A 22,025-nucleotide genomic window follows, 5' to 3' on the forward strand; every position below is an offset into this window, starting at 1 on the left:
GGTTCCTCGGTTCGTGGTCAGTAGAGCTTGCGGTAGGCGTCCTCCAGGGACGCCTCGAGGAGCTTCGGGTCGACGTCGACATTGAACTGCGCGGCTGCCATCTCCCCGATCGACGGCAGGCCCTCGGCGAGCGCCTGGCTCGCCGGGTCCCACAGCCGGGAACGCACCAGCGCCCGCCCGCAGTGGAAGAACACCTCGGCCACCTCGACGACGATCGCCAGGTCCGGCCGCTTGGCCTCGATGCGCATCCGGGCCAGCACGTCGGGTTCGTCGGTGACGTAGCCGCTGCCGTTGACGCGCAGCACCTCGCGCACGCCGGGGACGAAGAAGCACAGCCCGACGCCGTCGTTCTCCGCGAGGTTGCGGAAGGAGTCGGCGATCTTGTTGCCGGGGCGATCGGGGAGGGCGAGGGTGCGCTCGTCGAGGACCTTCACGAAGCCGGGGTAGTCGCCGCGCGGTGAGCAGTCGGTACGTCCGGCCGCGTCCGCCGTGGCCATCGTCAGGAACGGCGAGTGGGCGATGAAGTGCCGTACGTAGTCGTCGACACGGTCCTTGATCTTCTCCTTGATCATGGCATCGGGCTGCCCGAGCCGTGCGATCACCTCTTCGGGAGAGACCCTTCGGGGGCGGGGGACGGCAGGCGGCACGGTGACTTCGGGGCAGGTCATGCCAGTATTGTGAGCAATTACTCAGGTCCCGCGCTACTCGCATTCACGGGCCTCGCCGGAGGTGTGATGTCGTCCGACCGACGTGGACTGCAGCCACGTAAACAGCCCCGTCAGATCCGGGCGGAGCTGACCCGGCAGCGCATCCTCGACGCCGCTGCTCACGTTTTCGCCGAGTACGGGTACGCGGCGGGGACCACCAACCGGATCGCGGAGCGGGCCCGGGTCTCCATCGGATCGCTGTACCAGTACTACCCGAACAAGGACGCGATCCTGGTCGAGCTGCTGATCCGGCATCTCGACGCGGGGATGGCCGCCATCGAGGCGGCCCAGCCGGACCGGGACGGGCTGCGGACCCGGTCCGTCGAGAGCATCCTGCGCTCCTACGTCGGGAGCGTCGTCGACAGCCACCGCGACGACCCGCAGCTGCTGCGCGTGATGATGGAACAGGGGCCACGCGCCCCCGAATTGCTGGAGCGCGTGGCGCAGAACGAGAAGCGCAGCATCGCCTACGCCCAGCGGCTGCTGCGGAACCACCCGGAGGTGCGGGTCGCGGACGTCGGCGTCGCCGCCCGGCTGGTCGTCTCCACGGTGGAGATGGTGGTGCACAAGGTGATGGCGGGGCCGGACGACGTCGACCGGGCGCGGTTCGAGGACGAGCTGGTCACGATGCTCGTCCGCTATTTGACGGGCGGCCCGGCCGCGTCGGGGCCGTGATCGTTCGGAGGCGGTCGGTCAGGGGCGGGGCCGGGTGGCGGTGTCGAGGTAGAACGCGTCGATGCTCTGCACGGCCGTCTCGAACTCCTCGAGGTTGACGGGCTTCGTCACGTAGGCGTTGGCGTGGCTGCTGTACGCGCCGGTCACGTCCTCCGGGGCGGTGGACGTGGTGAGGACGACCACGGGGATGGTCTGCAGGTCCTCGTCCGCCTTGAGGACCTTCAGGAGGTCCCGGCCGTTCATGCGCGGCATGTTCAGGTCCAGGACGATGAGGTCGGGCCGCGGGGTGCCCGGGGTGCGCAGGTGCTCCAGGGCGGCGACGCCGTCGGTGACCTGAACCAGGTTGCGGGCCCCGCGCTCGGAGAGTGCCTCCTCGATGAGCATCGCGTCGGCGATGTCGTCTTCGACGAGCAGGACGTCGAAGGGGCGGGCGGGGGTCGTCATCATTGAACGCTCCGTGCGTTTCTCGGGGGAGTGGTGAAAGAGCCCCGGCCAGCGACGCCGTGCGCCCTGGCGGGTCATGCCGCACGCGGCGCCGATCTGCGGATAGCCGGCGCCCGCTTCGGCCGCGGCCCCCGCGGCCTCCCGCTGGAGCCGCTCGGTGGCCTGCTGGAGCTGGTCCAGCACGTGGAGCAGGAGCAGTGCCCGCGCCGGGTCGTCCGATGCCGGGTGCTCGGGTCCGTCCAGGAGTTGCCAGGCGAGGCGTTGCGCGACGGCACCGACCGCCGAGTCGGCGATGGCGGCCGTCTCCTGCGGAGTGGCTCGCAACTCGAAGTTCATGCCTGGCATGCCAGGCACTCTAGGTCCCCGCGGCCGCTGGCGACAACAAGTGTTGTCAGCCTCTAGAGTATGCAGGCCGCACCCTCAACGCGGCTGTCGCAACAAGGAGTCCACAGGATGACCGGCGTAGAAGGGCGGCCGCGCGTGGGAGCGCTCTCCACGTGGACGACACGGAGATGGCTCCGTGTCGGGGTGGCCTTGTCCCTGGCGATCCTGGCGCTGCTCGGGGCCACGGGAGCCTGGGTCCTTTCGCGTACCGCCACCATCAGCAAAGAATTGGTCGATGTCCGTTCGCCCGCGCTGACCACCGCGATCCGCCTGGAGACGGCCATCCTCGACCAGGAGACCGGGATCCGGGGGTACGGACTCACCGGCACGTCGGAGTTCATCGCCCCCTACCGGCGCGGCCTCGACGAGCAGAAGGCGAACGCGTCCCACCTCGCCGACCTGCTGGAGGACGACTCCGATGGCAGGAAGGACCTGTCGGCCGTGCAGGAGGCCGTCGAGCGCTGGCAGGAGAGGTTCGCCCGGCCGGTCGCCGCGGAGCCGCCCGGCGCGCCCTCGACCCTGGCCACCGAGAGGGCGGCGGAGGGCAAGAAGGCCTTCGACCGGGTGCGGGAAGCGCTGCACGACCAGCAGGAGCGGCTGCGTGCCGAGCGAACCCGGGCGAGGGACGACCTGATGACCACGAGCACCCTGCGGAACTGGGTGTTCGTCTCCATCGGGGCGCTCATCGTCCTGCTCGCCGCTCTCATCTTCGAGGGGTTGCGCCGCGGCATCAACCGGCCGCTCGAGCAGCTCGGAGCCGAGGCGCGGACCATCGCCGGAGGCGATTTCGACCACGCCATCAACCCGACGGGCCCCGCCGACCTGCGCCGGCTCAGCGGCGAGATCGACTTCATGCGCCGTCGTCTCGTACGGGAACTCGCCTTCAGCGAGGAGGCGCGCCTGCGCCTCGACGCGCAGGCCGCGGAGCTGCAGCGCTCCAACGCGGAACTGGAGCAGTTCGCGTACGTGGCCTCCCACGACCTCCAGGAGCCGCTGCGCAAGGTCTCCAGCTTCACGCAGCTCCTCCAGCGGCGGTACGCGGGAAAGCTCGACGCACGAGCGGACCAGTACATCGACTTCGCGGTCGACGGGGCGAACCGCATGCAGGTCCTCATCAACGACCTGCTCGACTTCTCCCGGGTGGGGCGGCTGCACAACGCCCAGCAGAGCGTCGACCTCGACACGGTGTTCTCCCGCACCCTGTCCACGCTGAGCGTCGCCATCGAGGAGTCCGGCGCGACGATCACCCACGATCCGCTGCCGACGCTGATCGCCGACCCCACCCAGATGGGCATGCTCTGGCAGAACCTCATCGGCAACGCCGTCAAGTTCCGGCGGCCGGGGACACCGCCCGAGATCCGCGTGACGGCGGAGCGCGAGGACGACCTGTGGCGCTTCACGGTCACGGACAACGGCATCGGCATCGAACCGGACTACGCCGAGAAGGTCTTCGTCATCTTCCAGCGGCTGCACACCAAGGACGCCTACAGCGGCAGCGGCATCGGCCTCGCGATGTGCAAGAAGATCGTCGAGTTCCACGGCGGCACCATCGCCGTGGACCCCGAGTACACCGAAGGTGCCCGTCTCACCTTCACTCTGGCACCCGAGCCCCCGGAAGCCATCGGCCCATCCACCCTGCCGGAAGCCACCCGCGCCGGCGCGGAGTACGCACCATGACCTCAATCGTCGCAGCCGTCCCTGACGAGCAGATGTACCGCATCCTGCTGATCGAGGACGACCAGGGCGACGCCCTGCTCGTCGAGGAGCTGCTCCACGACTCGGGACTGCGGTTCGAGCTGACCACGCGTACGACCCTGGCCGAGGCCCGCGCCGAGCTGGCCGGCGGTCCCATCGACTGCGTCCTGCTCGACCTGCACCTGCCCGACGTCTCGGGCATCGACGCCGTCACCGGGGTCCGGCGCCTGGCACCGCACACCGCGGTGATCGTCCTGACCGGCCTCTCCGAAGCCCAGGCGGGCGCGAACGCGATGGCCGCGGGAGCCCAGGACTACCTGGTCAAGGGAAAGGTCGACGGGGAGCTGCTGCACCGGACGGTGCGCTACGCCGTCTACCGCAGCAAGACCGAACGTACGAACGCCGAAGCCCAGGCCGCCCGGCTGCGGGCGGAGGAGAACGCGCGCCTGGAGCGCGGCCTGCTGCCCCAGCCCATCCTCGACACCTCGACGGTCAGGGTCACCACGCGCTATCTGCCCGGTGCCGCGTGGGCGCTGCTCGGCGGGGACTTCCTCGACGTCGTGGAGGGGGACGACGGGCTGCTGCACGCCGTCGTGGGCGACGTCAGCGGACACGGCCCCGACGCCGCCGCGCTGGGTGTCTTCCTGCGCATCGCCTGGCGCTCCCTCGTGCTCGGCGGGCACCGCGGCAACGACCTGCTGCACCTGATGGAGCGCATTCTGATCGCCGAGCGCGGCAGCCAGCACCTGTTCGCGACGTGCACGCTCCTGACCCTCGACCAGAGCGCCGCCACCGCCACACTCCACTTGGCGGGACACCACGAACCCCTGCTCACCACGGCGACGGGCACCCAGGAACTGGCGGCCGCGCACGGCATCGCCCTCGGCGTCGTCCCCGGACTGCGCAGGTGGCCCTCCACGGTCGTCCCGCTCCCGGCCTCCGGCGCCCTGACCCTCTACACCGACGGACTCACCGAGGGGCACAACGGCGCCACGGGTGAACGGCTCGGCGTCGACGGGCTGCTCGACCTCATCGGGGACCTGCCGACCACGGACCCGGCCGAGCACGTCGACCGCCTGATCGAGCAGACACACGCACTGAACGCCGGGCGGCACTCCGACGACCTCGCGGTGCTGCGTCTCGACTGGGGGAGTCCGAGCGCACCCGGCACGGAGTAGGGCCCCTCAGAGCGGGGAGTCCTCCAGCTCGATCACCACGGTGATCCGCTTGCCCACCGGCTCGCGGTGGACGGCGAAGCTCTGGCAGAGGGCCATGACGATCTCCAGACCGTGCTGGCCGATGCGGCTCGGGTCCGGCGGCAGGACCGCGGGCAGCGCGGTGCTGCTGTCCCACACGCTGATCTCGACGGCGCCGGACCGCACGTCCAGGCTCATCAGGGACGGACCGGGCGCGTACTTGCGGGCGTTGGTCACCAGCTCGCTGACCACCAGCTGCACCGTGCCCATCACCCCGGCGGAGACGTGCAGCCCGTGCACGGCCTGCACGTCCGTCAGAAAACTGCGGGCCAGATCACGGGCGGCGCCGATCTCCCCGCTCTCCTCGAAGGCCGCGGACACCGAGAGGAACTCGCCCACCGACGATCGTCGGTCGCCCATCCCCGCCGTCCGGCCGCGGTCCGCCTCGCCCACCAAACACTCCTGTTTCACAACGCCCGTCTACCCAGAAAAACCCGGAGCATCAGCCTCGATGCGACCGGATTTCGGCGGGCCCCCGCGCCCGCGGGCCCCCGGCGCGGCCGAATGGCGGCACCGTGGATGTTTCCCCTGTTCAGCGGGCACACGTTGCGCCATGAACGACATGCCAGACACTTCGACGGAGCCCGGCACCCCGCTCCGGCGGACGCTCACCACCACGCTCCTGTACTTCTTCATCCTCGGCGACGTCCTGGGCGCCGGGGTCTACGTGCTGGTGGGGCAGGTGGCCGCGGAGTCCGGCCCCGCGGTGTGGCTGCCGCTCGCCGTGGCCCTGGGGCTCGCCCTGCTGACGGCCGCGTCCTACGCGGAGCTGGCCACCCGCTTCCCGCGGGCCGGCGGGGCCTCCCACTACGCCACCCTCGCCTACGGACCCTTCGTCGGGTTCCTCGCCGGTTTCTGCATGCTCGCCGCCGGCGTGGTCTCGGTGGGGGCCCTGGCGCGCGGGTTCGCCGGGGACTATCTGGCCGAGTTCGTCACCCTGCCCGTCGCGCTGGTCGCGGTCGTGTTCCTGGGCGCCCTCGCGCTGCTCAATCTGCGCGGCATCAGCGAATCCACCCGGGCCAACGCCGTCGCCACCGTCATCGAGGTCGGCGGGCTCGTCCTCGTCATCGGGCTCGGCGTGTGGGTGCTGCTCCGCGGCGACGGGGACGTCGGCCGTCTCACCGACGTCGGTACGGAGAGCAGCGGGCCCGCCGCCGCCGTGCTGAGCGGCGCCGTCCTCGCCTACTACTCCTTCGTCGGCTTCGAGACGTCCGTCAACGTGGCGGAGGAGACCCGCGACCCGCGCCGCTCCTACCCCCGCGCCCTGTTCGGCGCGCTGATCACCGCCGGACTGGTGTACGTCCTGGTCGGCTGCGTCGCCGCGGCGGCCGTGCCCACGCAGACCCTCGTGGACAGCAGCGGACCGCTCCTCGAAGTCGTCAAGGAGGCCGGCGGCGTACCGCCGCGCGTGTTCAGCGTCGTGGCCCTGGTAGCGGTGGCCAACGGCGCGCTGCTCACCGGCATCATGACCTCCCGCCTCACCTTCGGCATGGCACGCGACGGCCTGCTGCCCCGCCCCCTGACCCGCGTCCTGCCCGGCCGCCGCACCCCGTGGGCCGCGATCGCCGCCACGACGGCGCTCTCCCTGCTGCTCGCCCTGACCGGCAACGTCGCCACGCTCGCCTCCACGTTGGTGCTCCTGCTCCTGGTCGTCTTCTTCATCGTGAACACGGCCGCACTGGTCCTGCGCCGCAAGCACCCCGCAGGCGAAGGGTCCGACCGCGATCACTTCCGGGCCCCCGCCGTCGTGCCCGCGCTCGGCGCCCTGTCCTGCGTGGTCCTCGCGACCCAGGTCGAGGCGGAGGTGTGGCTGCGGGGGCTGATCGTGCTCGCTGTCGGATGCGTCCTCGGTGCGTGCGTGACGCTGCGCCGCCGGGCGGCCGAGCAGGCGTAGGGCGCGGCGCCGGGCGCAGGACGCGGACTCAGCCGTGCATGCGGGCGCCCTTCAGCACCTTGTCGACCGCGTTGCGTGGGCCGTACACCGCCATGCCCACCAGGTCCAGCCCGTCCGCGTGCACGGCCCGCACCGCCGCACGGTTGTCCCGGTCGTTGCCGGTGGTGAAGAGGTCGGAGGTGAAGATCGAACGGGGCAGGTCACGGCTCAGGGCGCGGCGGTGCGCTGCCGTCACCACCTCCTTCGTCGCCTCGAAGACCATGACCGGCTGGCGGAACATCGGCAGGTACGGGGTGCCGTCGGCGTCCTCGTACGGCTCGCCGACCACCTCCGGGTTCCGGGTGCCGAGGCCGCTGACCAGGAACGCGGTGACGTTCAGCCGCTGCCAGGTCGCAAGGTCCTCGCGCAGCACGACGGCGATCTTGGTGTCGAAGCGGACGGGGGCGTGTCGGTTCTGCGTGATGTCGGTCGTCATGCGCACCAGGCTCCCGACAGCGCCGCCCGCACGTCTTGTACGTTCTTTGCGTGCCGTCGTCGCAGCAGGTCTCCGCGTGGCGCCCGCAGGTCCCGGGCGTCGTGGAGGTCTTCCACGCCCACTTCACCGAGCACGCGTACCCGATGCACGTCCACGACGTATGGACGCTGCTGATCGTCGACGACGGCGCGGTCCGCTACGACCTGAACCGGCGCGAACGCGGCACCCCGGGTGACACCGTGTCCTTGCTGCCCCCGCAGGTGCCGCACAACGGTTCCCCCGCCACGGCGCACGGCTTCCGCAAGCGCGTCGTGTACCTGGAGGCGCCCGTGCTCGACGAGAGCCTCATCGGCCCCGCGGTGGACGACCCCGACATCACCGATCCGCTGCTGCGCCGCCGTATCGGCCAGTTGCACGAGGCCCTGGGACGGCGCGGCGACGAGCTGGAGGCGGAGAGCCGGCTGGCTTTCGTCGGCGAGCGGCTCCGCGGGCACCTGCGGCCCCGGGCCCGTGTCTCAGGCCCGGAGCCGGGCCGGGGAGTGGCGCACAGCCTGCGCGAACTGCTCGACGCGCGCGTGCCGGACGGCGTGACGCTGGAGGAGGCCGCACGGGAAGTGCGGGCCCACCCCACCCACCTGGTGCGCGCGTTCAGCGCGGCCTTCGGCATCGCCCCGCACCAGTACCTGATGGCCCGCAGGGTCGAGCGGGCCCGGCGGCTCCTCCTCGACGGCAGCCCGCCCGCCGCGGTGGCCACCGAGGTCGGCTTCTACGACCAGGCCCACCTGAACCGGCACTTCAAACGGATCGTGGGCATTCCGCCCGGCCGCTACGCCTCGGCGACGACGAAGCGCGCCCCGTCGGGATCACTGAGAACGGCCTCCGCCGACCCCGCTCCGCCCTGAAGAACCATCCCGCCGTGCGCCTGCGCCGCCTCGGCGCACGCCCCCACGTCCGCGACCGTGAAGTGGACCTGCCAGTGCGGCCGGATCGCGGGATCGGGCGCGGACTCCACGGCGCCCGAGTGAATGCGGGCCACCACGTCGCCCTGGTTGCGCAGCACGACCTTCTCGTCCTCGTAGTGCACCTCGCAGCAGCCCGCCTCCGACGCCCAGTCGAGGACTTCCGCGTAGAAGATGGCCGCGTCGAACGCGTTGCGGGTGTAGAGCTCCACGAAGACCGGGGCCGCGCGGCGCCACTGCTCCCAGTTGTTGATGAGCTGGCCCTCCCAGACGCCGAAGGCCGCCCCGTCGCGGTCGGCCAGGAGCGCCGCCCGTCCCGGTGGGAACGAGATGGGCCCGACGGCGGTGGTCCCGCCCCGCTCCTGGCTGCGGGCCACCGTCTCGTTGGCGTCGGCCGTCGCGAAGAAGGGTGTCCACGCCACCGCCGCGTGCCCCATGGCCTCCACGACGGAGACGCCCGCCACCGGGAGCCCGTCCACGCTCGCGAACCTGTACTGATCGCCCAGCTTGCCGATGCGCCAGTCCCACCCCAGCACGGCGTGGTAGAACTCCTGCGCGGCGAGCAGGTCGCGGGTGGTCAGGCTGACCCAGCAGGGCGCGCCGGCCACCGTGCCGCTGGCGACACGCTCGTCGGCAGGTGTCTCATAGCTGTTCATCTTTGTACCGTTCTGAGGTCGACCGGGCTGGTATGTCCCTTCGGCTTCATCATCCCCACGGTCGGGCCCCGCGTCGCGCTGTGCCGGGTCAGACCTGCGTGACCAGCATCCACACGACGCCCGCCAAGAAGATCACCCCGATCGCCCGTTCCATCGCGTACCCCTTGGCGGTGGGTTCGGTCGCGTCGGGATCCTTCACCCAGCCCCGCTGGAGGTTCCTGTTGACCTTCCATAAGAGCTGCGGGCGTACCACCTGCACCAATCCCATGATCAAGAAGAGGCACAGCAGCGGGACGACGGCCGGATGTGCATCAGAAGCGGCTTGAACTACCCCATCGTGATTCATGGACTCCGGCTGCCCTGACATCGACACGGAAAACGGCGCGGCCGGGCGTGGCGGGTGTGTGACGGCGAAAGGCCCGGGGTACCCGGGGAAACCGCCGCCCCCGTGGCGGTCCCGTGGCGGTACGCACGACAGTGTGCGCAGCCTGGGAGAGAACACGTGCTCGATGTCCACCATTTTTCGTGGTGGACCACCTCGTAGAAAGAATCGCGATGCGCGCCTTGTCGTTGGTCTGCACCCTGAACTCGTCCCCCACGCCCTCCAGCAGCCAGTTGCTCTCGGACCAGGTGATGCGCGAGCTCGAAAAGCTCGACGTGACGACCGAGACGGTCCGTGTGGCCGACCACAATGTGCTCCCCGGCATGGGCATCGACCTGGGGGAGGGCGACGACTGGCCGACCCTGCGGGAGAAGGTCCTCCAGGCCGACATCCTGCTGATCGCCACCCCCATCTGGCTGGGGCACCCCTCCAGCGTCTGCCAGCGCGTCCTCGAACGGCTCAACATGGAATCGTCGGAAACCGACGACCAGGGCCGCCCGCTCGTCTACGGCAAGGTCGCCGCGGTGGCCGTCGTCGGCAACGAGGACGGCGCCCACAAGGTCAGCGCCGACGTGTTCCAGGGCCTGAACGACATCGGCTTCTCCCTGGCGCCCAACGCCGTCACCTACTGGGTCGGGGAAGCCCAGCACGGCACCGACTACAAGGACCTGGACGAGACCCCCGAAGAGGTCTCGGACACCACGCACAGCCTCGCCGTCAACGCCGTGCACCTCGCCAAGCTGCTCAACGACAGCCCCTACCCGGCCGGCTGACGGCATGCCCACCCTCCTCTCCGCCAAGGAGCCGGCCGGACTCACCGCGTGCGTCACGGGCGGCTCGCGCGGCCTGGGACTGCTGATCGCCGACCAGTTCGCCGCACGCGGCTGCGCCGTCACCCTCGCGGCACGCGACCGCGAGGAACTGGAACAGGCCCGGAGCAAGCTGCTCCGGCGCCATCCGCGGGCCGTCGTCGACATCGTGGTCTGCGACGTCAGGGACCAGGACGAGGTGCGGTCCCTGATGCGCGGCACGTACGAGCGGCGGGGCGGACTCGATGTCGTCATCGCCAACGCGGGCATCATCCAGGTCGCCCCCGTGGAGTCGATCGGCGCCGAGGAGTTCCAGAGCGCCATGGACACCATGTTCAAGGGAACCCTGCACGCTGCCCTGGAGGCTCTCCCGTATCTGCGGAAGAGCCCCCACGGCGGGCGGCTCGGCATCATCTCGTCCGTGGGCGGCCTGCTGGGCGTGCCCCATCTGCTGCCGTACGCCTGCGCCAAGGCGGCGGCGGGCGTCCTCGCCGAGGGGCTGCATGCCGAGGCGGCCGCGGACGGCGTGAGCGTGACGGCGGTCTACCCCGGCCTCATGAGGACGGGCTCGCATCTGCACGCGCAGTTCGGCGGCGACCGCACCGCCGAGTACTCCTGGTTCTCCGCGCTCGCCGGGGCACCGGTCGTCTCCATGAACGCGCAGCGCGCGGCCGCCCGGATCACCCGTGCCGTGCTGCGGCGACGGGTCAGGCTGGTGCTGACCCCCATGGCGCGGGCCGCGGACCTCGCGCACGGGGTGGCGCCGGGTCTGACCACGCGCGTCAGCTCGCTGGCGGCCAGGGCGCTGCCCAGCGGCACCGGCCGGCGCGAACCGCTGGCGGAGGGGAAGGACACCGCGCCGACGGCCCACCCCGTCGCGGCCCGGGTGCGGGCCTGGGGCAGTGCCATGAACGACAAGGTCACGCACTCCTACAACCAGCGTCACGGCTGAGCAACTCTCCGACCAGCGCAAATGTTTCACATGTGACGGTGTGGGCAGGTGCGGCAGCTGAGGCCGGACGCGGACGCACGCGTCCGGCACGCTCGTTCCGCGGTGCCGTCACCCTCCCGTGCCGCGCCCGGACGGAGCGCAGCACAGGAACGGACGGAGAGAACAACCGTGATACGTGGAGCCCGTACCCGCTCGACCGCCCGGGCGGCGACGCTCACCGCCGCGAGCGGCGCCTTGGTCATGGGCCTGGCCGCCCCGCAGGCAAGCGCCGCCTCCGACCCCACGGACAAGCGGCCGGTCTGGGCGATCGCGCACCGGGTGCTGACCGTCGACGGCGTCGACAAGGCACTCGACCACGGCGCCAACGCGATGGAGATCGACGCCACCGCCTGGAAGAAGGGCTGGTGGGCGGATCACGACGGGCTCCCCACGAGCTCCGGCGACACCATGTCGGACATGTTCGACCGAATCGCGCAGCAGCGCCGCACGGGCAAGAACATCGGGTTCGTCTGGCTGGACATCAAGAACCCCGACCACTGCGACAGCGGCGACACGAAGTGGCGGCACTGCTCGGTCGCCGCCCTGCGCGACCTGGCCCGCACCAAGCTGGAGAGCGCCGGGGTGCGCGTCCTGTACGGCTTCTACGGCACCGCGGGCGGGACCGGCTGGAAGGACGTCAGCCGCGGCCTCACCGACCTCGAAGGCGTGGACATCAGCGGCGACTCCGAGGACGTCCGGGGACAGTACGACGAGTTCGGCGGAGCGATCGCACACAACCAACGGGTCATGGACAAGGGCCTGTTCAACCTGAACCTGCCGACCGTCCTCGGAAAGGTGACCGAACAGGTCCGCCTCGGCTCGCAGGCGCGCGACCGCGGCGAACTCGCGCGCGTCTTCGGCTGGACAACGGCTGCCGCCGACGGGGCGGCCGCCAACCGCCTTCTGGAAGAGTCCGGCGGCAACGCCGACGGCCTGATCTACGGCCACCGGGCCTCCTGCTATCCCGACGGCGTCTCCGGCACCCGCGGCTGCGGCAAGGACGAGTCCGACGCGAAGCAGGCCCTCGCCCACATCCAGGAGTTCGTCCGGTCCCACGGCGAGACCCGCCGCATGGCCTCTACGGACGACGTCCCCTTCGGGAACTGAGGACGAGCACCTTCAGGAGTCCTGCGGGTACCAGCGCAGCTCCACCGTGTTGCCGTCGGGGTCCTTGACGTAGAGGGAGAGCGCGGTGCCCCGGGCGCCGAAGCGCTTGCCGGGACCGTCCACCACGGTGAACTGCCCGGAGTCGATGACCTCCTGCCAGTCGAGGGGCTCGACGACCAGGCAGATGTGGTCGACGTTGGAGCCCGCCGGTTCGCCGTCGGGCCCCTCGATGAGGTCGATGATCGTGGTGGGGCTCACCCGCACGGAGGGGAAGGGGACCTCGCCGGCCCGCCACTCGTCCACGCGTACCGGGTCGAGCCCCAGCGGGCCGGTGTAGAAGGCGAGGGAGCGCTCGATGTCGGCGACGTTCAGGACGAGGTGGTCGAAGGCGATGACGCGCATGGTTTTCTCCGTGGGCCGAGAGGGTTTCCGGACTGTCTTCCGGGCTGACTTCAGGATGTCCGACCGGTGATCCATCGGTCCAACGCATGTTTGTCATTCGATCCATCGTGAATCACGATGGATCGATGGACCTTCAGCAGATGCGGTACGTCGTCGCCGTGGCGGAGACCGCGAGCTTCACCCGCGCGGCGGAGAGATGCCACGTCGTCCAGTCCGCGCTCAGCCACCAGGTGGCGAAGCTGGAGAAGGAACTGGGCACCCGGCTGTTCGAGCGGACCAGCCGCAAGGTGTGGCTGACCAGGGCGGGCGAGGCGTTCCTGCCCGCCGCACGCCAGGCCCTGGAGGCGGCCGAGCGGGCCCGCGCCGAGGTGGCCGCGGCAACCGGTGAGGTCCGGGGCAAGCTGACCGTGGGGTCGATCCCCACCGTGGCGGCGGTCGATCTCCCCGCGGTGCTGCGGGACTACCGGGTGCGCTACCCGCAGGTGCGGATAACGCTGCGGGCGGGCTCCAGCGAGCGGCTCGTGGAGCAGGTGCGCGAGGGCGTCGTCGACGCGGCGTTCCTCGGCGTACAGCCAGGTTTCCGGCCCCAGGGGGTCCGCGACCGCGAACTGGCCCATGGGCAGCACGTCGCCGTGGTCGCGCCGGGCCACCCCCTGGCCGCGGAGGAGGAGGTCGACCTCCGCCGTCTCGCCGACGAGACGTTCGTCGACTTCGCCGAGGGCAGCGCCGCGCGCTCCCAGTCGGACGACGCGTTCGCGGCCGCCGGGGTGCCGCGCGAGGTCGCCTTCGAGGTGTCCGGCGTCGAGCTCATGTCCCGGATGGTCCGCCATGGCCTGGGCATCGCCCTGCTGCCCGCGCCGTTCGCGGCGGAACTGCACGGGGTGCGGTGCGTACCGATCACCGATGGGCCGGTGCGGGTGGAGCGCCTCGTGTGGAGCCGCTTCGCGCCGTCACCTCCGGCCGCCGCTTTTCTGGCTCTGCTGGATGAACTCCCCTGAAGTGCGGGCGAGTTGACCCCTTCGGCGAACCCGTCGACCCACAAAACAGACATATAGGACTAATGGCCTTAGACTGGTCCGAGGGTGGGCGTCACCGGACTTGGTGACGACGTATCTATGAGGAGGCACTGATGCTTGCTCAGCACACACCGCTTCTTTTCGCTCCGACGGACACCGAGGCGCTCAGCACCGCCATGGTGGAGCCAGAGGCGATTCTGAGCGACGCACCCATCTACTCGCCGCGAGCGGAAGGCGCCCTCATCCTGCTGGTGCTCCTTTCGCCGAAGCAGCCGAAGGAGCCGAAAGGCAAGTGAGTCCCGATCAGTCGCAGACCGCGTACGCCGCGTCAGCGGCTGACCTGGCTCTCCGTGCTCTCGACGCCCTGCGCGGCGTCGGGGGCACCGCCGTGCTCGCGGAGCACGTCGAACGCGCGGAGGACCCCAAGGCGGCACTGGCCGCCCTCCGTGTCGTCGGAGCCGACGCCTTCGCCCCGTACCTGCTGCACGACGCGGCCTTCCACCCCCAGGACGCCGCCGCCATCACCCAGTCCTTCGCGGTGTTCCCACCCGCGGTGAGCACTCCCGCCCCGCCGCCCGAAGGCCCCGTCGAACCGTGGCTCGTGGCGTGGCGGGACTGGGCCACGGCGGCCCTGCTCGCCCGATTCGCCGAAGGGGCCGACGGGCCGGACGGTGGACCGCTCGCGCCGCAGCCCGCGGGCGCCCCAATCCTCGACGACCATCCGTCCGACGGGCCCACCGACACCGACTGGCAGCGCTGGTCCGTCCGCATGGGTCAGCTCTCACCGCTCGCCCTCCCCGGCCTCGACAGTCCCGTCCACTCCGCGGCCCGCACCGGAGCCGCACCGCTCGCACTCGCCCGCGGCGCCACCCGCGCCATGCTCCGCCGCGACTTCCCCACCGCCGCCCGCATCGTGCGCTGGCTTGCCCTGCTGCACGCCGAGGGTGTGCCCCTGCCCCTCGACCCGGTGCCCCTCGTCGAACACCTCGGCCTGTACGGCGCGGGCCCGCGGCTCGCCCTCGACGTCGCGATCGCCCGGCGGCTGCTCGGACTGGAGGACGTATGACCACGCCCGTGACCCGCACCGCCCACGAGGTGGGTGCGCGGGCCCTCGCCTGGCTCCACGCACACCGCGAGCGCGGCGGCCTCCCCTCCGACACCACCGCCGACCTCGGCGACCCCAACAGCGTCTACAAACCCCTGGCCGAGAGCGCCGCAGCCGCCTCCCTCGTGCTGCGCGAGTCGGTCGCGGGGAGCACCGAGCAGCGCATGGCGGGCGAGCTCCTCGGCTTCTGCTGGGAACAGTTCGGCAAGGGCGACATGCTGTACGAACGGCTGCTGCGCTACCCGACGATGACCGACCCGCTGGAGACGTACTCGCCGTTCGCGCGCGGCGGCCTGCGCCACGAACCCCTGGAACGGCTGCTCGGCCACACCAGCGCGCTGCGCTCCGTCCGCAGCTCCGAACTCCTCCCCAACCGCCGGCTCGCGGTGGCGAACGCGGCCCGCGTCGTCGGCCTGGACCGCGGGGGGCGCGCCTACGACTGGGGCACGTTGACCCGCGCCACCTGGCTCGGCGCGACACCGGAGCCCTGGCTCATCGACTGGATGACCGCGTACTGCCTCACCCACACGGTCTTCCACCTCACCGACTGGGGCGGCACGCCCTCCGGCCTGCCCGCCGACCTCGCCGCGTACGTGACCACCTGGCTGCCGGTCTGGATCGACATCTGGGCCGAGATCGAGCAGTGGGACCTGATGGGCGAGCTGCTGATCGTGGGCTGCTGCCTGGAGGAGCCGTACTGCCGCCCCGCGGACTGGGAACGGTTCGCCGCGGTCCAGCACCCGGACGGGCTGATGCCGCGCGACGGGGAGCCCGTCGACGACGACCCCGAGCAGCGCTTCATCGACCACCAGCACACCGCCGTCGTCGCCGCTGTCGCGGGGACACTCGCCGTGTCACGGACGCTGGGCGGGGCGACGGGGTGACGCGTGCGACGGGGCCGGTGACGCATGCGAGAGGGCCGGAGGCAGACGTGGCGGACACGTCCGCCTGGGCGGCACGCATGCTCGACGCCGTGCGCGCCACCGCCCCCGGCGCGAGCGCGGTGGCCCTGGCCGTGCGACGGAGCCCGGACCGCGCCCTGCTCACCACCGGCACCACCTCGCGCGACGGCGGAGTGCCCGCCGACCCCGACACCCGCTTCGAGATCGGCTCGCTCAGCAAGACGTTCACCGCGCTCCTCCTGGCCGAGATGGTGGCGCGCGGCGAGGTCGCGTACGACGACCCGATCACCCGCTTCCTGCCGCGTTCCGCCGCGCCCCGCCCGCGCGGCGCCCCCATCACCCTCCTCCACCTGGCCACCCACACCTCCGGCCTGCCCCGGCTGCCCCCCGGCTTCCTGCGCACGGCCGCACCGGCCTGGTACAGCAACCCGTACGAGGGCTACGACGCCGCGTCCCTGCAGCGCGCCCTGTCCCGCACCCGGCCCCGGGCCGCCCCCGGCACCCGCGTGCGCTACTCCAACTTCGGCGTCGGCCTTCTCGGCGACCTGCTCACCCGCGCCGCCGGAGCGGGCGACTTCGCCCCGCTGCTCGCCGACCGCGTCCTGCGCCCGCTCGGCCTCACGCACACCAGCTGCACCACCGACCAGCCGCAGGCCGCCGGCTACTGGCACGGCAGAGCCCGTCCCGCCTGGCAGATGGCCGCCCTGCCCGCCGCGGGAATGGTCCGGTCGACCGCACGCGACCTCCTGACCACGCTCGACGCCCTCCGGGACCCGACCACGGCGCCCGCCACCGTCCCCCGCACGCTGCGCACCGCCCTCGCCGACGTCACCCGGCCCCGCATCGCCCTGCCCCGCACCGACCGGCGCATCGCCCTCGTCTGGAACATCAGGCCCCGCCCCGACCGCGACCTCTACCACCACTCCGGCGGCACCCGCGGCTTCACCGCCTTCGCGGGCTTCAGCCCGCAGGCGGACGTGGCCCTGGTGGCCCTGGCCAACACCGGTCCCACACTGTCCGGTGCGTTCATCCAGCGCGCCTACCTCGAGCTGTGGGCCCTCGCCCAATGACCGCAATGACCGCCCTGCCGCGCATCGCTCCCATGCTCGCCACCCCGGGAGCCCTGCCGTCCCCGGCCGACGAGCACCTGTGGAGCACGGAGACCAAGCACGACGGGCAGCGGGCGCTGGTGTACCTGCCCGGTGACCGCACCATGGTCATCCGCTCCCGTTCGGGCGCGGACATCACCGCCGCGTACCCGGAACTCCGGGCTCTGGCAACGGCGTTGGGCGATGTGTCGGCGGTGCTGGACGGGGAGATCGTCGTACTCGACGAGGCGGGACGTTCCAGCTTCGAACGGCTCCAGCCTCGGATGGGCCTCGCGGCCTCCCCGGCGAAGGCGGCCCGCCTCGCCGCACAGGCCCCCGCACACCTGATCCTCTTCGACGTCCTCCACCTGGACGGCCGAACGCTGACCGAACTGCCGTACACCGGGCGGCGCGACACCCTGAAGGGGCTCGTCCAAGGCGGCCCGGACTGGTCGGTCCCGACGGCGGTGACGGGACACTGCCGTCAGGCGCTGGAGCTCGCCCGGTCGCAGGGCCTGGAGGGGCTCGTGCTGAAGCGCCTCGACTCCGTGTACGAACCCGGCAGGCGCTCCCCGGCCTGGATCAAGGTCAGGAACGTGCACACCGCAGATGTCGTCGTCGGCGGCTGGATGCCGGGGCAGGGGCGGCTCGGCGGACTGCCGGGGGCGGTGCTCGTGGGCGAGTACGTGGACGGGGTCCTGGTCTACCGGGGGAGCGTGGGCACGGGGTGGAACGAACGCGAACGGGCCGACCTCGCCCGCCTGTTGGACGTCGCCGCCGTCGACGACTGCCCCTTCACGCCCGCGCCCGCCGCGCCCGGCGCCCGGTGGGTGCTGCCGCGCCTGGTCGCCGAGGTGCGGTACACGACCCGCACCCGGGCCGGACTCCTGCGTCACCCGGTGTGGCACCGGCTGCGTCCGGACCTGGCGCCCGGGGCGTGACGTGACGGGGCCGACGCGGCGGTCCTCCCGCCTCAGTCGTCGTCGGACTCGTCGTAGGCGTCGGTCACGCCGGCCGCCTCGTCCGCGCCCGCCAGGGTCTCCGCGACCATGCGGGTGGCGAAGTCGGGGTCGTCGGTGATGCGGTTGATGTGCTCGGCGAGGAGGAAGGCCGTGGCCTCCAGGGGATTCATCTCGGCCTCGGTCCAGTCCCCGTACTGCTGGCGCCAGAGGTTGGGGCTCAGGCCGGTGCCCGCGGCGATGACCAGGCCGGCCATGGTCGGGATCGCCTCGGAGGGAATGCTCTTGGGCATCATCCGCATCGTCGCCACGAGCGTCGGCACCACGTACTCGATGACGTCCTTGCCGTGGTCCTCATGCGCCTTCCGCAGCCACGACATGAACATATAGATGAGCGTGCAGGCGCCGTTCAGCAGGTCGTCGGCTCCTCTCGGGCCCAGGGACGCCGCGAACTGCCGGACCATCTCCTGCTGTTCCGGGTCGACCTCGGTCTTGCCGGCATGAATGGTCTTGAGCCGCGAGTCGATCATCATGAGCGCCGTGCCCACGTCTCCGACGGGAGCGTGTTCGGGGTCGCAGGGTGATGGCACAGGGTTCCTCCTCGGGTCGCCACGGAGGGCAACGGGCCGTGCCCGTACAGTAGTCGGCCGGTGGGGCGACGGTCTGCCACACGGTCACTCCCGTCCCGGGACGAAGGCGTTCGTGGGCGTCGCGCCCGCTCGACGTGCGTGGTGGCCCCGTGCGGGGGACTCTGTAGCTGATGCGGCACAAGGGTGGACGGGACAGCGGCCAGGAACGCGACGTGGAGAGGGTTCTCGACGAGCTCTACGCCACGGCGCCGCCCCAGTTCGTCTCCCGCCGCGAAGAGCTCGCCGCCCGGGCCAGGACGGACGGGCGCGCGGAGGACGCCCGACGCATCCGCGCCGCCCGCCGCCCCACCCTCGCGGCGTGGGCGGCGAACCTGCTGCTGCACGCGCAGCCGACGGAGAGCCGCAGGTTCCTGGCGCTCGGGCGGGAACTGCGCGAGGCGTACCGGACCCTGGACGCCGCGGAGATCAAGGAACTGTCCACGCAGCGCACCAGCGTCGTCTCCGCCCTCACCCGGCAGGCCGCCACGCTCGCCCGGGACGCCGGCCACCGGCTGTCGGACGCCGCACTGCAGGACGTCGCATCCACGCTGCGCGCGGTACTCGCGGACGAGGACGCCGCGGACCAGTGGGCGACCGGCCGCCTGGAGAGCACACTCACCCCGCCCTCGGACTTCCCGTCCGCGTCCGGCACGACCGCGGCACCGAAGGCGCGGGCGGCCCCGGCGGCGCAACGCAAGGACGAGCTCGCCGAACGCCGCCGTCAGAAGCGGGAGAAGCGCGCCCGGGAGGCACGCGAGGCGGCCGAGGCGGCGGACCGGCGGCTCGCGGAGCGGCGCACCGAACAAGAGGACGCCGACGCATCGCTCCGCAGGGCACAGGAGGAACTCCAGCGGGCCCAGCGGGAGCACGACGAAGCCGAGAAGCGGAGCCGGGCGGCGGCGGACGCGACGGCGGAGGCCGAACGGGCGGCGCGGGAGGCCCGGGAGGAGTCGGCACGTCTCCTCGAAGAACTCGAATAGCCGTGGTGTGCCCCGGCCGCGCGCGGTCTCCGCTGGTCGCGGTATGCCTGGGCTGCGCGACGTCTCCGCCGCTCGGCCGCTCCCAGCGCGCGCCCCGCGCCCGGCGGTGCCAGCGTGGTCGGACAGGGACCAGCAGGGCATGACGACGGGAGTGGGCGCACATGGCACGCGCGATCTGGACCGGCGTGATCACCTTCGGGCTGGTCAGCGTGCCGGTGGGCCTGTACACCGCCGTCGAGAACCACACGGTCCACTTCCACCAGCTCCAGCGCGGCACCTCCGACCGGATCCGCAACCGGCGCGTCAACGAACGCACCGGCAAGGAGGTGCAGACCGAGGACATCGTCAAGGGGTACGAGGCGGCCGAGGGCGAGTACGTCGTCATCGAGCCCGACGAGCTGGACGAGGTCGCCCCGGGCCGGTCCCGGACCATCGACATCAGCGACTTCGTCGACCTGGACGAGATCGACCCGGTCTACTTCGACCGCACCTACTACATCGCTCCGCGCGGCAAGGACCACACCAAGGTGTACGGGCTGCTGAGGGAGGCGCTCGCGGAGGTCGGCAAGGCGGGCATCGCGACGTTCGTGATGCGCGGCAAGCAGTATCTGACCGCGCTGCGGGCCGACGAGAAGGTGCTCGTGCTGCAGACCCTGCACTGGGCGGACGAGGTCCGCGACCCGGTCCAGGAGCTCCCCGAGGTGCCCTCGGCCCGGGCCGGCAAGGGCAAGGAGCGTGACATGGCGATCCAGTTGATCGACGCACTGGACGCGCCCTGGGAGCCGGCCAAGTACCACGACACGTACCAGGAGAAGGTGCGGGAGCTGGTGCGCGCGAAGGCGGAGGGTCAGGAGATCACGACCGCCGAGGAGGCACCGGAGGCCACCAACGTCGTCGACCTGATGGAAGTCCTCCAGGGCAGCCTCGACCGCGCTCGCGGCGGCAAAGCCAATAAGGATGGCAAGGGCAGTAAGGGCAGTAAGGGCAGTAAGAGTGGCAAGGACAGCGAGGGTGCCGAGCGCACTCAACGGACCAAGAGCAAGGCCGCGAGCAAGGCCGCGAGCAAGAGCGAGCTGGAAGAGCTGAGTAAGAGCGAGCTCTACCAACGCGCCGCGGACCAGGACATCGAGGGCCGCTCCAAGATGACCAGGGACGAGCTCATCGACGCCCTGTCCCGTGCGGGACGCCGCGGGGGCAAGAAGAGCGCGGCCTGATCCCGTTCACCCGTTCACGGCCAGCACGGCCGCAAGGCCCGCCCGCAGATCCTCGACGAAATACTCCGGCACCTCCATCGACGGGAAGTGACCCCCGCGTTCGGGCGCGTTCCACCGCACGATCTGCCGGTACCGCTCCTGGGCCCAGGGGCGCGGCGTCTTCTCGATGTCGCGGGGATACATCGTGATGGCCGACGGGACATCGACCCGGAGCTCGGGGTCGAGGGAGTTGTGGCTCTCGTAGTAGATGCGGGCCGCCGACGCGCCGGTCCGCGTCAGCCAGTACAGGGTGACGTCGTCGAGGACCCTGTCCAGGGAAAGCGTCTCGAACGGGCTGTCCTCGGTGTCCGTCCACTCGGCGAACTTGTCGAGGATCCAGGCGAGAAGCCCGACGGGCGAGTCGACGAGCGCGTAGCCGATGGTCTGCGGCCGGGTCGCCTGCTGCTTCGCGTACGCCGCGCGGTGACGCCAGAAGTCCCGGGTCTCCTCGGTCCATGCGCGCTCGGCCGCCGTCAGCCCGTCCGTCGTCAGGCCGGGCGGCGCCTCCGCGAACAGCGTGTGGACGCCGATGACATGCGCCGGGAACCTGCCGCCGAGAACCGTGGTGATGTTGCCTCCCCAGTCACCGCCGTGGGCCAGGAACCTGTCGTAGCCGAGCCTGCCCATCAGGTCCACCCAGGCGGCCGCGATCTTCTCGGTGCCCCATCCTGTGGTGGCCGGCTTGTCGCTGTGGCCGAAGCCGGGGAGCGACGGGACCACGACGTGGAACGCGGGCGCGTCCGCGTCGTCCGGATCCGCGAGCGCGTCCACCACGTCGACGAACTCGGCGATGCTGCCCGGCCAGCCGTGCGTCATGAGCAGGGGAGTGGCATCCGCGCGCGGGGACCGGCGGTGCAGGAAGTGGATGCCCAGGCCGTCGATGGTCGTACGGAACTGGCCGATCCGATCGAGGCGTTCCTCGAACGCCCGCCAGTCGTACTCCGTGCGCCAGTAGTCGACGACTTGGACCAGGTCGGCGAGCGGAACGCCCTGGTCCCAGCGGCGCGGGCCGGGCCCGGCGCCATGGACCGTCTCGGCCTCGGGGAGCCGCGCCGCCGCCAGTCGTGCGCGCAGGTCGTCGAGGTCCGTGTCGGTCGCGCGGAACGTGAATGCGTGCACGTCTGCAGGTACGCCGTCGGCGGTGGAACCGGACATGAGACCTCCTGGCCGTCGCGGGGAACCGGCCGCGCTCCATCGCGAACCGGCTAAGCCGGTTCTAGCAGTACTCCGAGCCGTGCCGCAACCCGCTAAGGTGGT

General features: G+C 71.5%; 25 protein-coding genes. 16 read left to right on the forward strand and 9 right to left on the reverse strand.

Annotated features, from left to right (window positions below):
• Positions 1-17 precede the first annotated feature (17 nt).
• Complete coding sequence (locus DEJ49_RS34955; RefSeq protein WP_190329555.1) at positions 18-668, reverse strand: MSMEG_1061 family FMN-dependent PPOX-type flavoprotein; 651 nt, start codon at positions 666-668, stop codon at positions 18-20.
• Between the two features lie 66 nt (positions 669-734).
• Here DEJ49_RS34955 and DEJ49_RS34960 point away from each other — a divergent pair, with 66 nt between their 5' ends.
• Positions 735-1,382, forward strand: a complete 648-nt coding sequence (locus DEJ49_RS34960) for a TetR/AcrR family transcriptional regulator (RefSeq protein WP_150187818.1) — start codon at positions 735-737, stop codon at positions 1,380-1,382.
• Between the two features lie 18 nt (positions 1,383-1,400).
• On the opposite strand, the gene DEJ49_RS34965 is transcribed toward DEJ49_RS34960, so the two are convergent.
• Positions 1,401-2,171: a response regulator gene (locus tag DEJ49_RS34965; protein WP_190329556.1), complete on the reverse strand. Its 771-nt coding sequence runs from the start codon at positions 2,169-2,171 to the stop codon at positions 1,401-1,403.
• Positions 2,172-2,279: 108 nt separating this feature from the next.
• Here DEJ49_RS34965 and DEJ49_RS34970 point away from each other — a divergent pair, with 108 nt between their 5' ends.
• Together DEJ49_RS34970 and DEJ49_RS34975 are read left to right on the forward strand one after the other, a co-directional pair.
• The gene (locus DEJ49_RS34970; protein WP_150187819.1) at positions 2,280-3,887 is read left to right on the forward strand and encodes a sensor histidine kinase; all 1,608 of its coding nucleotides are present in this window, start codon (positions 2,280-2,282) and stop codon (positions 3,885-3,887) included.
• Entirely contained in the window at positions 3,884-5,083 is a 1,200-nt protein-coding gene (locus DEJ49_RS34975; RefSeq protein WP_150187820.1) for a PP2C family protein-serine/threonine phosphatase, read from the forward strand. The genes DEJ49_RS34970 and DEJ49_RS34975 overlap by 4 nt, the downstream gene beginning before the upstream one ends.
• A gap of 6 nt (positions 5,084-5,089) precedes the next feature.
• On the opposite strand, the gene DEJ49_RS34980 is transcribed toward DEJ49_RS34975, so the two are convergent.
• Complete coding sequence (locus DEJ49_RS34980) at positions 5,090-5,521, reverse strand: ATP-binding protein (protein WP_150188692.1); 432 nt, start codon at positions 5,519-5,521, stop codon at positions 5,090-5,092.
• A gap of 193 nt (positions 5,522-5,714) precedes the next feature.
• On the opposite strand from DEJ49_RS34980, the gene DEJ49_RS34985 reads away from it, so the two are divergent.
• Positions 5,715-7,055, forward strand: a complete 1,341-nt coding sequence (locus DEJ49_RS34985) for an APC family permease (protein WP_150187821.1) — start codon at positions 5,715-5,717, stop codon at positions 7,053-7,055.
• A gap of 28 nt (positions 7,056-7,083) precedes the next feature.
• Here the strand turns inward: DEJ49_RS34985 and DEJ49_RS34990 are convergent, their stop codons facing one another.
• Positions 7,084-7,530, reverse strand: a complete 447-nt coding sequence (locus DEJ49_RS34990) for a DUF2000 domain-containing protein (RefSeq protein ID WP_150187822.1) — start codon at positions 7,528-7,530, stop codon at positions 7,084-7,086.
• A 50-nt stretch (positions 7,531-7,580) separates the two neighbouring features.
• On the opposite strand from DEJ49_RS34990, the gene DEJ49_RS34995 reads away from it, so the two are divergent.
• Positions 7,581-8,432 carry a helix-turn-helix domain-containing protein gene (locus DEJ49_RS34995; protein ID WP_150187823.1) on the forward strand — a complete coding sequence of 284 codons (852 nt, stop codon included), beginning with the start codon at positions 7,581-7,583 and terminating at the stop codon, positions 8,430-8,432.
• Here DEJ49_RS34995 and DEJ49_RS35000 read toward each other — a convergent pair.
• Together DEJ49_RS35000 and DEJ49_RS35005 are read right to left on the reverse strand one after the other, a co-directional pair.
• Positions 8,357-9,145: a VOC family protein gene (locus DEJ49_RS35000; RefSeq protein ID WP_150187824.1), complete on the reverse strand. Its 789-nt coding sequence runs from the start codon at positions 9,143-9,145 to the stop codon at positions 8,357-8,359. The two genes, DEJ49_RS34995 and DEJ49_RS35000, sit on opposite strands and share 76 nt — an antisense overlap.
• A gap of 88 nt (positions 9,146-9,233) precedes the next feature.
• On the reverse strand, positions 9,234-9,491 hold the full coding sequence (locus DEJ49_RS35005) for a DUF6199 family natural product biosynthesis protein (RefSeq protein WP_150187825.1): 258 nt from the start codon (positions 9,489-9,491) through the stop codon (positions 9,234-9,236).
• Positions 9,492-9,700: 209 nt separating this feature from the next.
• Between DEJ49_RS35005 and DEJ49_RS35010 the strand changes: the two genes are divergently transcribed.
• The 3 genes from DEJ49_RS35010 to DEJ49_RS35020 all read left to right on the forward strand — a co-directional run bounded on the left by DEJ49_RS35010 (position 9,701) and on the right by DEJ49_RS35020 (position 12,434).
• Positions 9,701-10,300, forward strand: a complete 600-nt coding sequence (locus DEJ49_RS35010; protein ID WP_150188693.1) for a flavodoxin family protein — start codon at positions 9,701-9,703, stop codon at positions 10,298-10,300.
• Positions 10,301-10,304: 4 nt separating this feature from the next.
• The gene (locus DEJ49_RS35015) at positions 10,305-11,288 is read left to right on the forward strand and encodes an SDR family NAD(P)-dependent oxidoreductase (protein WP_150187826.1); all 984 of its coding nucleotides are present in this window, start codon (positions 10,305-10,307) and stop codon (positions 11,286-11,288) included.
• A gap of 168 nt (positions 11,289-11,456) precedes the next feature.
• Positions 11,457-12,434, forward strand: coding sequence for a phospholipase (locus tag DEJ49_RS35020; RefSeq protein ID WP_223833131.1), 978 nt, complete (start codon positions 11,457-11,459; stop codon positions 12,432-12,434).
• 12 nt (positions 12,435-12,446) lie between these two features.
• On the opposite strand, the gene DEJ49_RS35025 is transcribed toward DEJ49_RS35020, so the two are convergent.
• Complete coding sequence (locus tag DEJ49_RS35025; RefSeq protein WP_150187827.1) at positions 12,447-12,836, reverse strand: VOC family protein; 390 nt, start codon at positions 12,834-12,836, stop codon at positions 12,447-12,449.
• 125 nt (positions 12,837-12,961) lie between these two features.
• On the opposite strand from DEJ49_RS35025, the gene DEJ49_RS35030 reads away from it, so the two are divergent.
• The 6 genes from DEJ49_RS35030 to ligD all read left to right on the forward strand — a co-directional run bounded on the left by DEJ49_RS35030 (position 12,962) and on the right by ligD (position 17,888).
• Entirely contained in the window at positions 12,962-13,834 is an 873-nt protein-coding gene (locus DEJ49_RS35030) for a LysR family transcriptional regulator (RefSeq protein WP_150187828.1), read from the forward strand.
• Positions 13,835-13,965: 131 nt separating this feature from the next.
• Complete coding sequence (locus DEJ49_RS35035) at positions 13,966-14,148, forward strand: hypothetical protein (protein ID WP_150187829.1); 183 nt, start codon at positions 13,966-13,968, stop codon at positions 14,146-14,148.
• Positions 14,145-14,918 (forward strand): hypothetical protein, encoded by a 774-nt coding sequence (locus DEJ49_RS35040; RefSeq protein ID WP_150187830.1) that lies wholly within the window; start codon positions 14,145-14,147, stop codon positions 14,916-14,918. Before DEJ49_RS35035 ends, DEJ49_RS35040 begins: the two co-directional genes overlap by 4 nt.
• The gene (locus DEJ49_RS35045; RefSeq protein ID WP_150187831.1) at positions 14,915-15,841 is read left to right on the forward strand and encodes a DUF6895 family protein; all 927 of its coding nucleotides are present in this window, start codon (positions 14,915-14,917) and stop codon (positions 15,839-15,841) included. Before DEJ49_RS35040 ends, DEJ49_RS35045 begins: the two co-directional genes overlap by 4 nt.
• Positions 15,842-15,888: 47 nt before the next feature.
• Complete coding sequence (locus tag DEJ49_RS35050; RefSeq protein WP_223833132.1) at positions 15,889-16,929, forward strand: serine hydrolase domain-containing protein; 1,041 nt, start codon at positions 15,889-15,891, stop codon at positions 16,927-16,929.
• 5 nt (positions 16,930-16,934) lie between these two features.
• A complete protein-coding gene (gene ligD, locus DEJ49_RS35055; protein ID WP_150188696.1) occupies positions 16,935-17,888 on the forward strand; it encodes a non-homologous end-joining DNA ligase in 954 nt (317 codons plus the stop codon).
• Positions 17,889-17,920: 32 nt separating this feature from the next.
• Here ligD and DEJ49_RS35060 read toward each other — a convergent pair whose 3' ends face one another.
• Positions 17,921-18,496 carry a hypothetical protein gene (locus DEJ49_RS35060; protein WP_150187832.1) on the reverse strand — a complete coding sequence of 192 codons (576 nt, stop codon included), beginning with the start codon at positions 18,494-18,496 and terminating at the stop codon, positions 17,921-17,923.
• Positions 18,497-18,666: 170 nt separating this feature from the next.
• Here DEJ49_RS35060 and DEJ49_RS35065 point away from each other — a divergent pair, with 170 nt between their 5' ends.
• Together DEJ49_RS35065 and DEJ49_RS35070 are read left to right on the forward strand one after the other, a co-directional pair.
• Positions 18,667-19,515, forward strand: a complete 849-nt coding sequence (locus tag DEJ49_RS35065; RefSeq protein ID WP_150187833.1) for a hypothetical protein — start codon at positions 18,667-18,669, stop codon at positions 19,513-19,515.
• Positions 19,516-19,676: 161 nt separating this feature from the next.
• On the forward strand, positions 19,677-20,729 hold the full coding sequence (locus DEJ49_RS35070) for a Ku protein (protein ID WP_150187834.1): 1,053 nt from the start codon (positions 19,677-19,679) through the stop codon (positions 20,727-20,729).
• 6 nt (positions 20,730-20,735) lie between these two features.
• Here DEJ49_RS35070 and DEJ49_RS35075 read toward each other — a convergent pair whose 3' ends face one another.
• Positions 20,736-21,923, reverse strand: coding sequence for an epoxide hydrolase family protein (locus DEJ49_RS35075; RefSeq protein WP_150187835.1), 1,188 nt, complete (start codon positions 21,921-21,923; stop codon positions 20,736-20,738).
• Between the last annotated feature and the right edge of the window lie 102 nt (positions 21,924-22,025).

Origin of the sequence: Streptomyces venezuelae, assembly GCF_008642335.1 — a bacterium.
Lineage (GTDB): Bacteria > Actinomycetota > Actinomycetes > Streptomycetales > Streptomycetaceae > Streptomyces > Streptomyces venezuelae_F.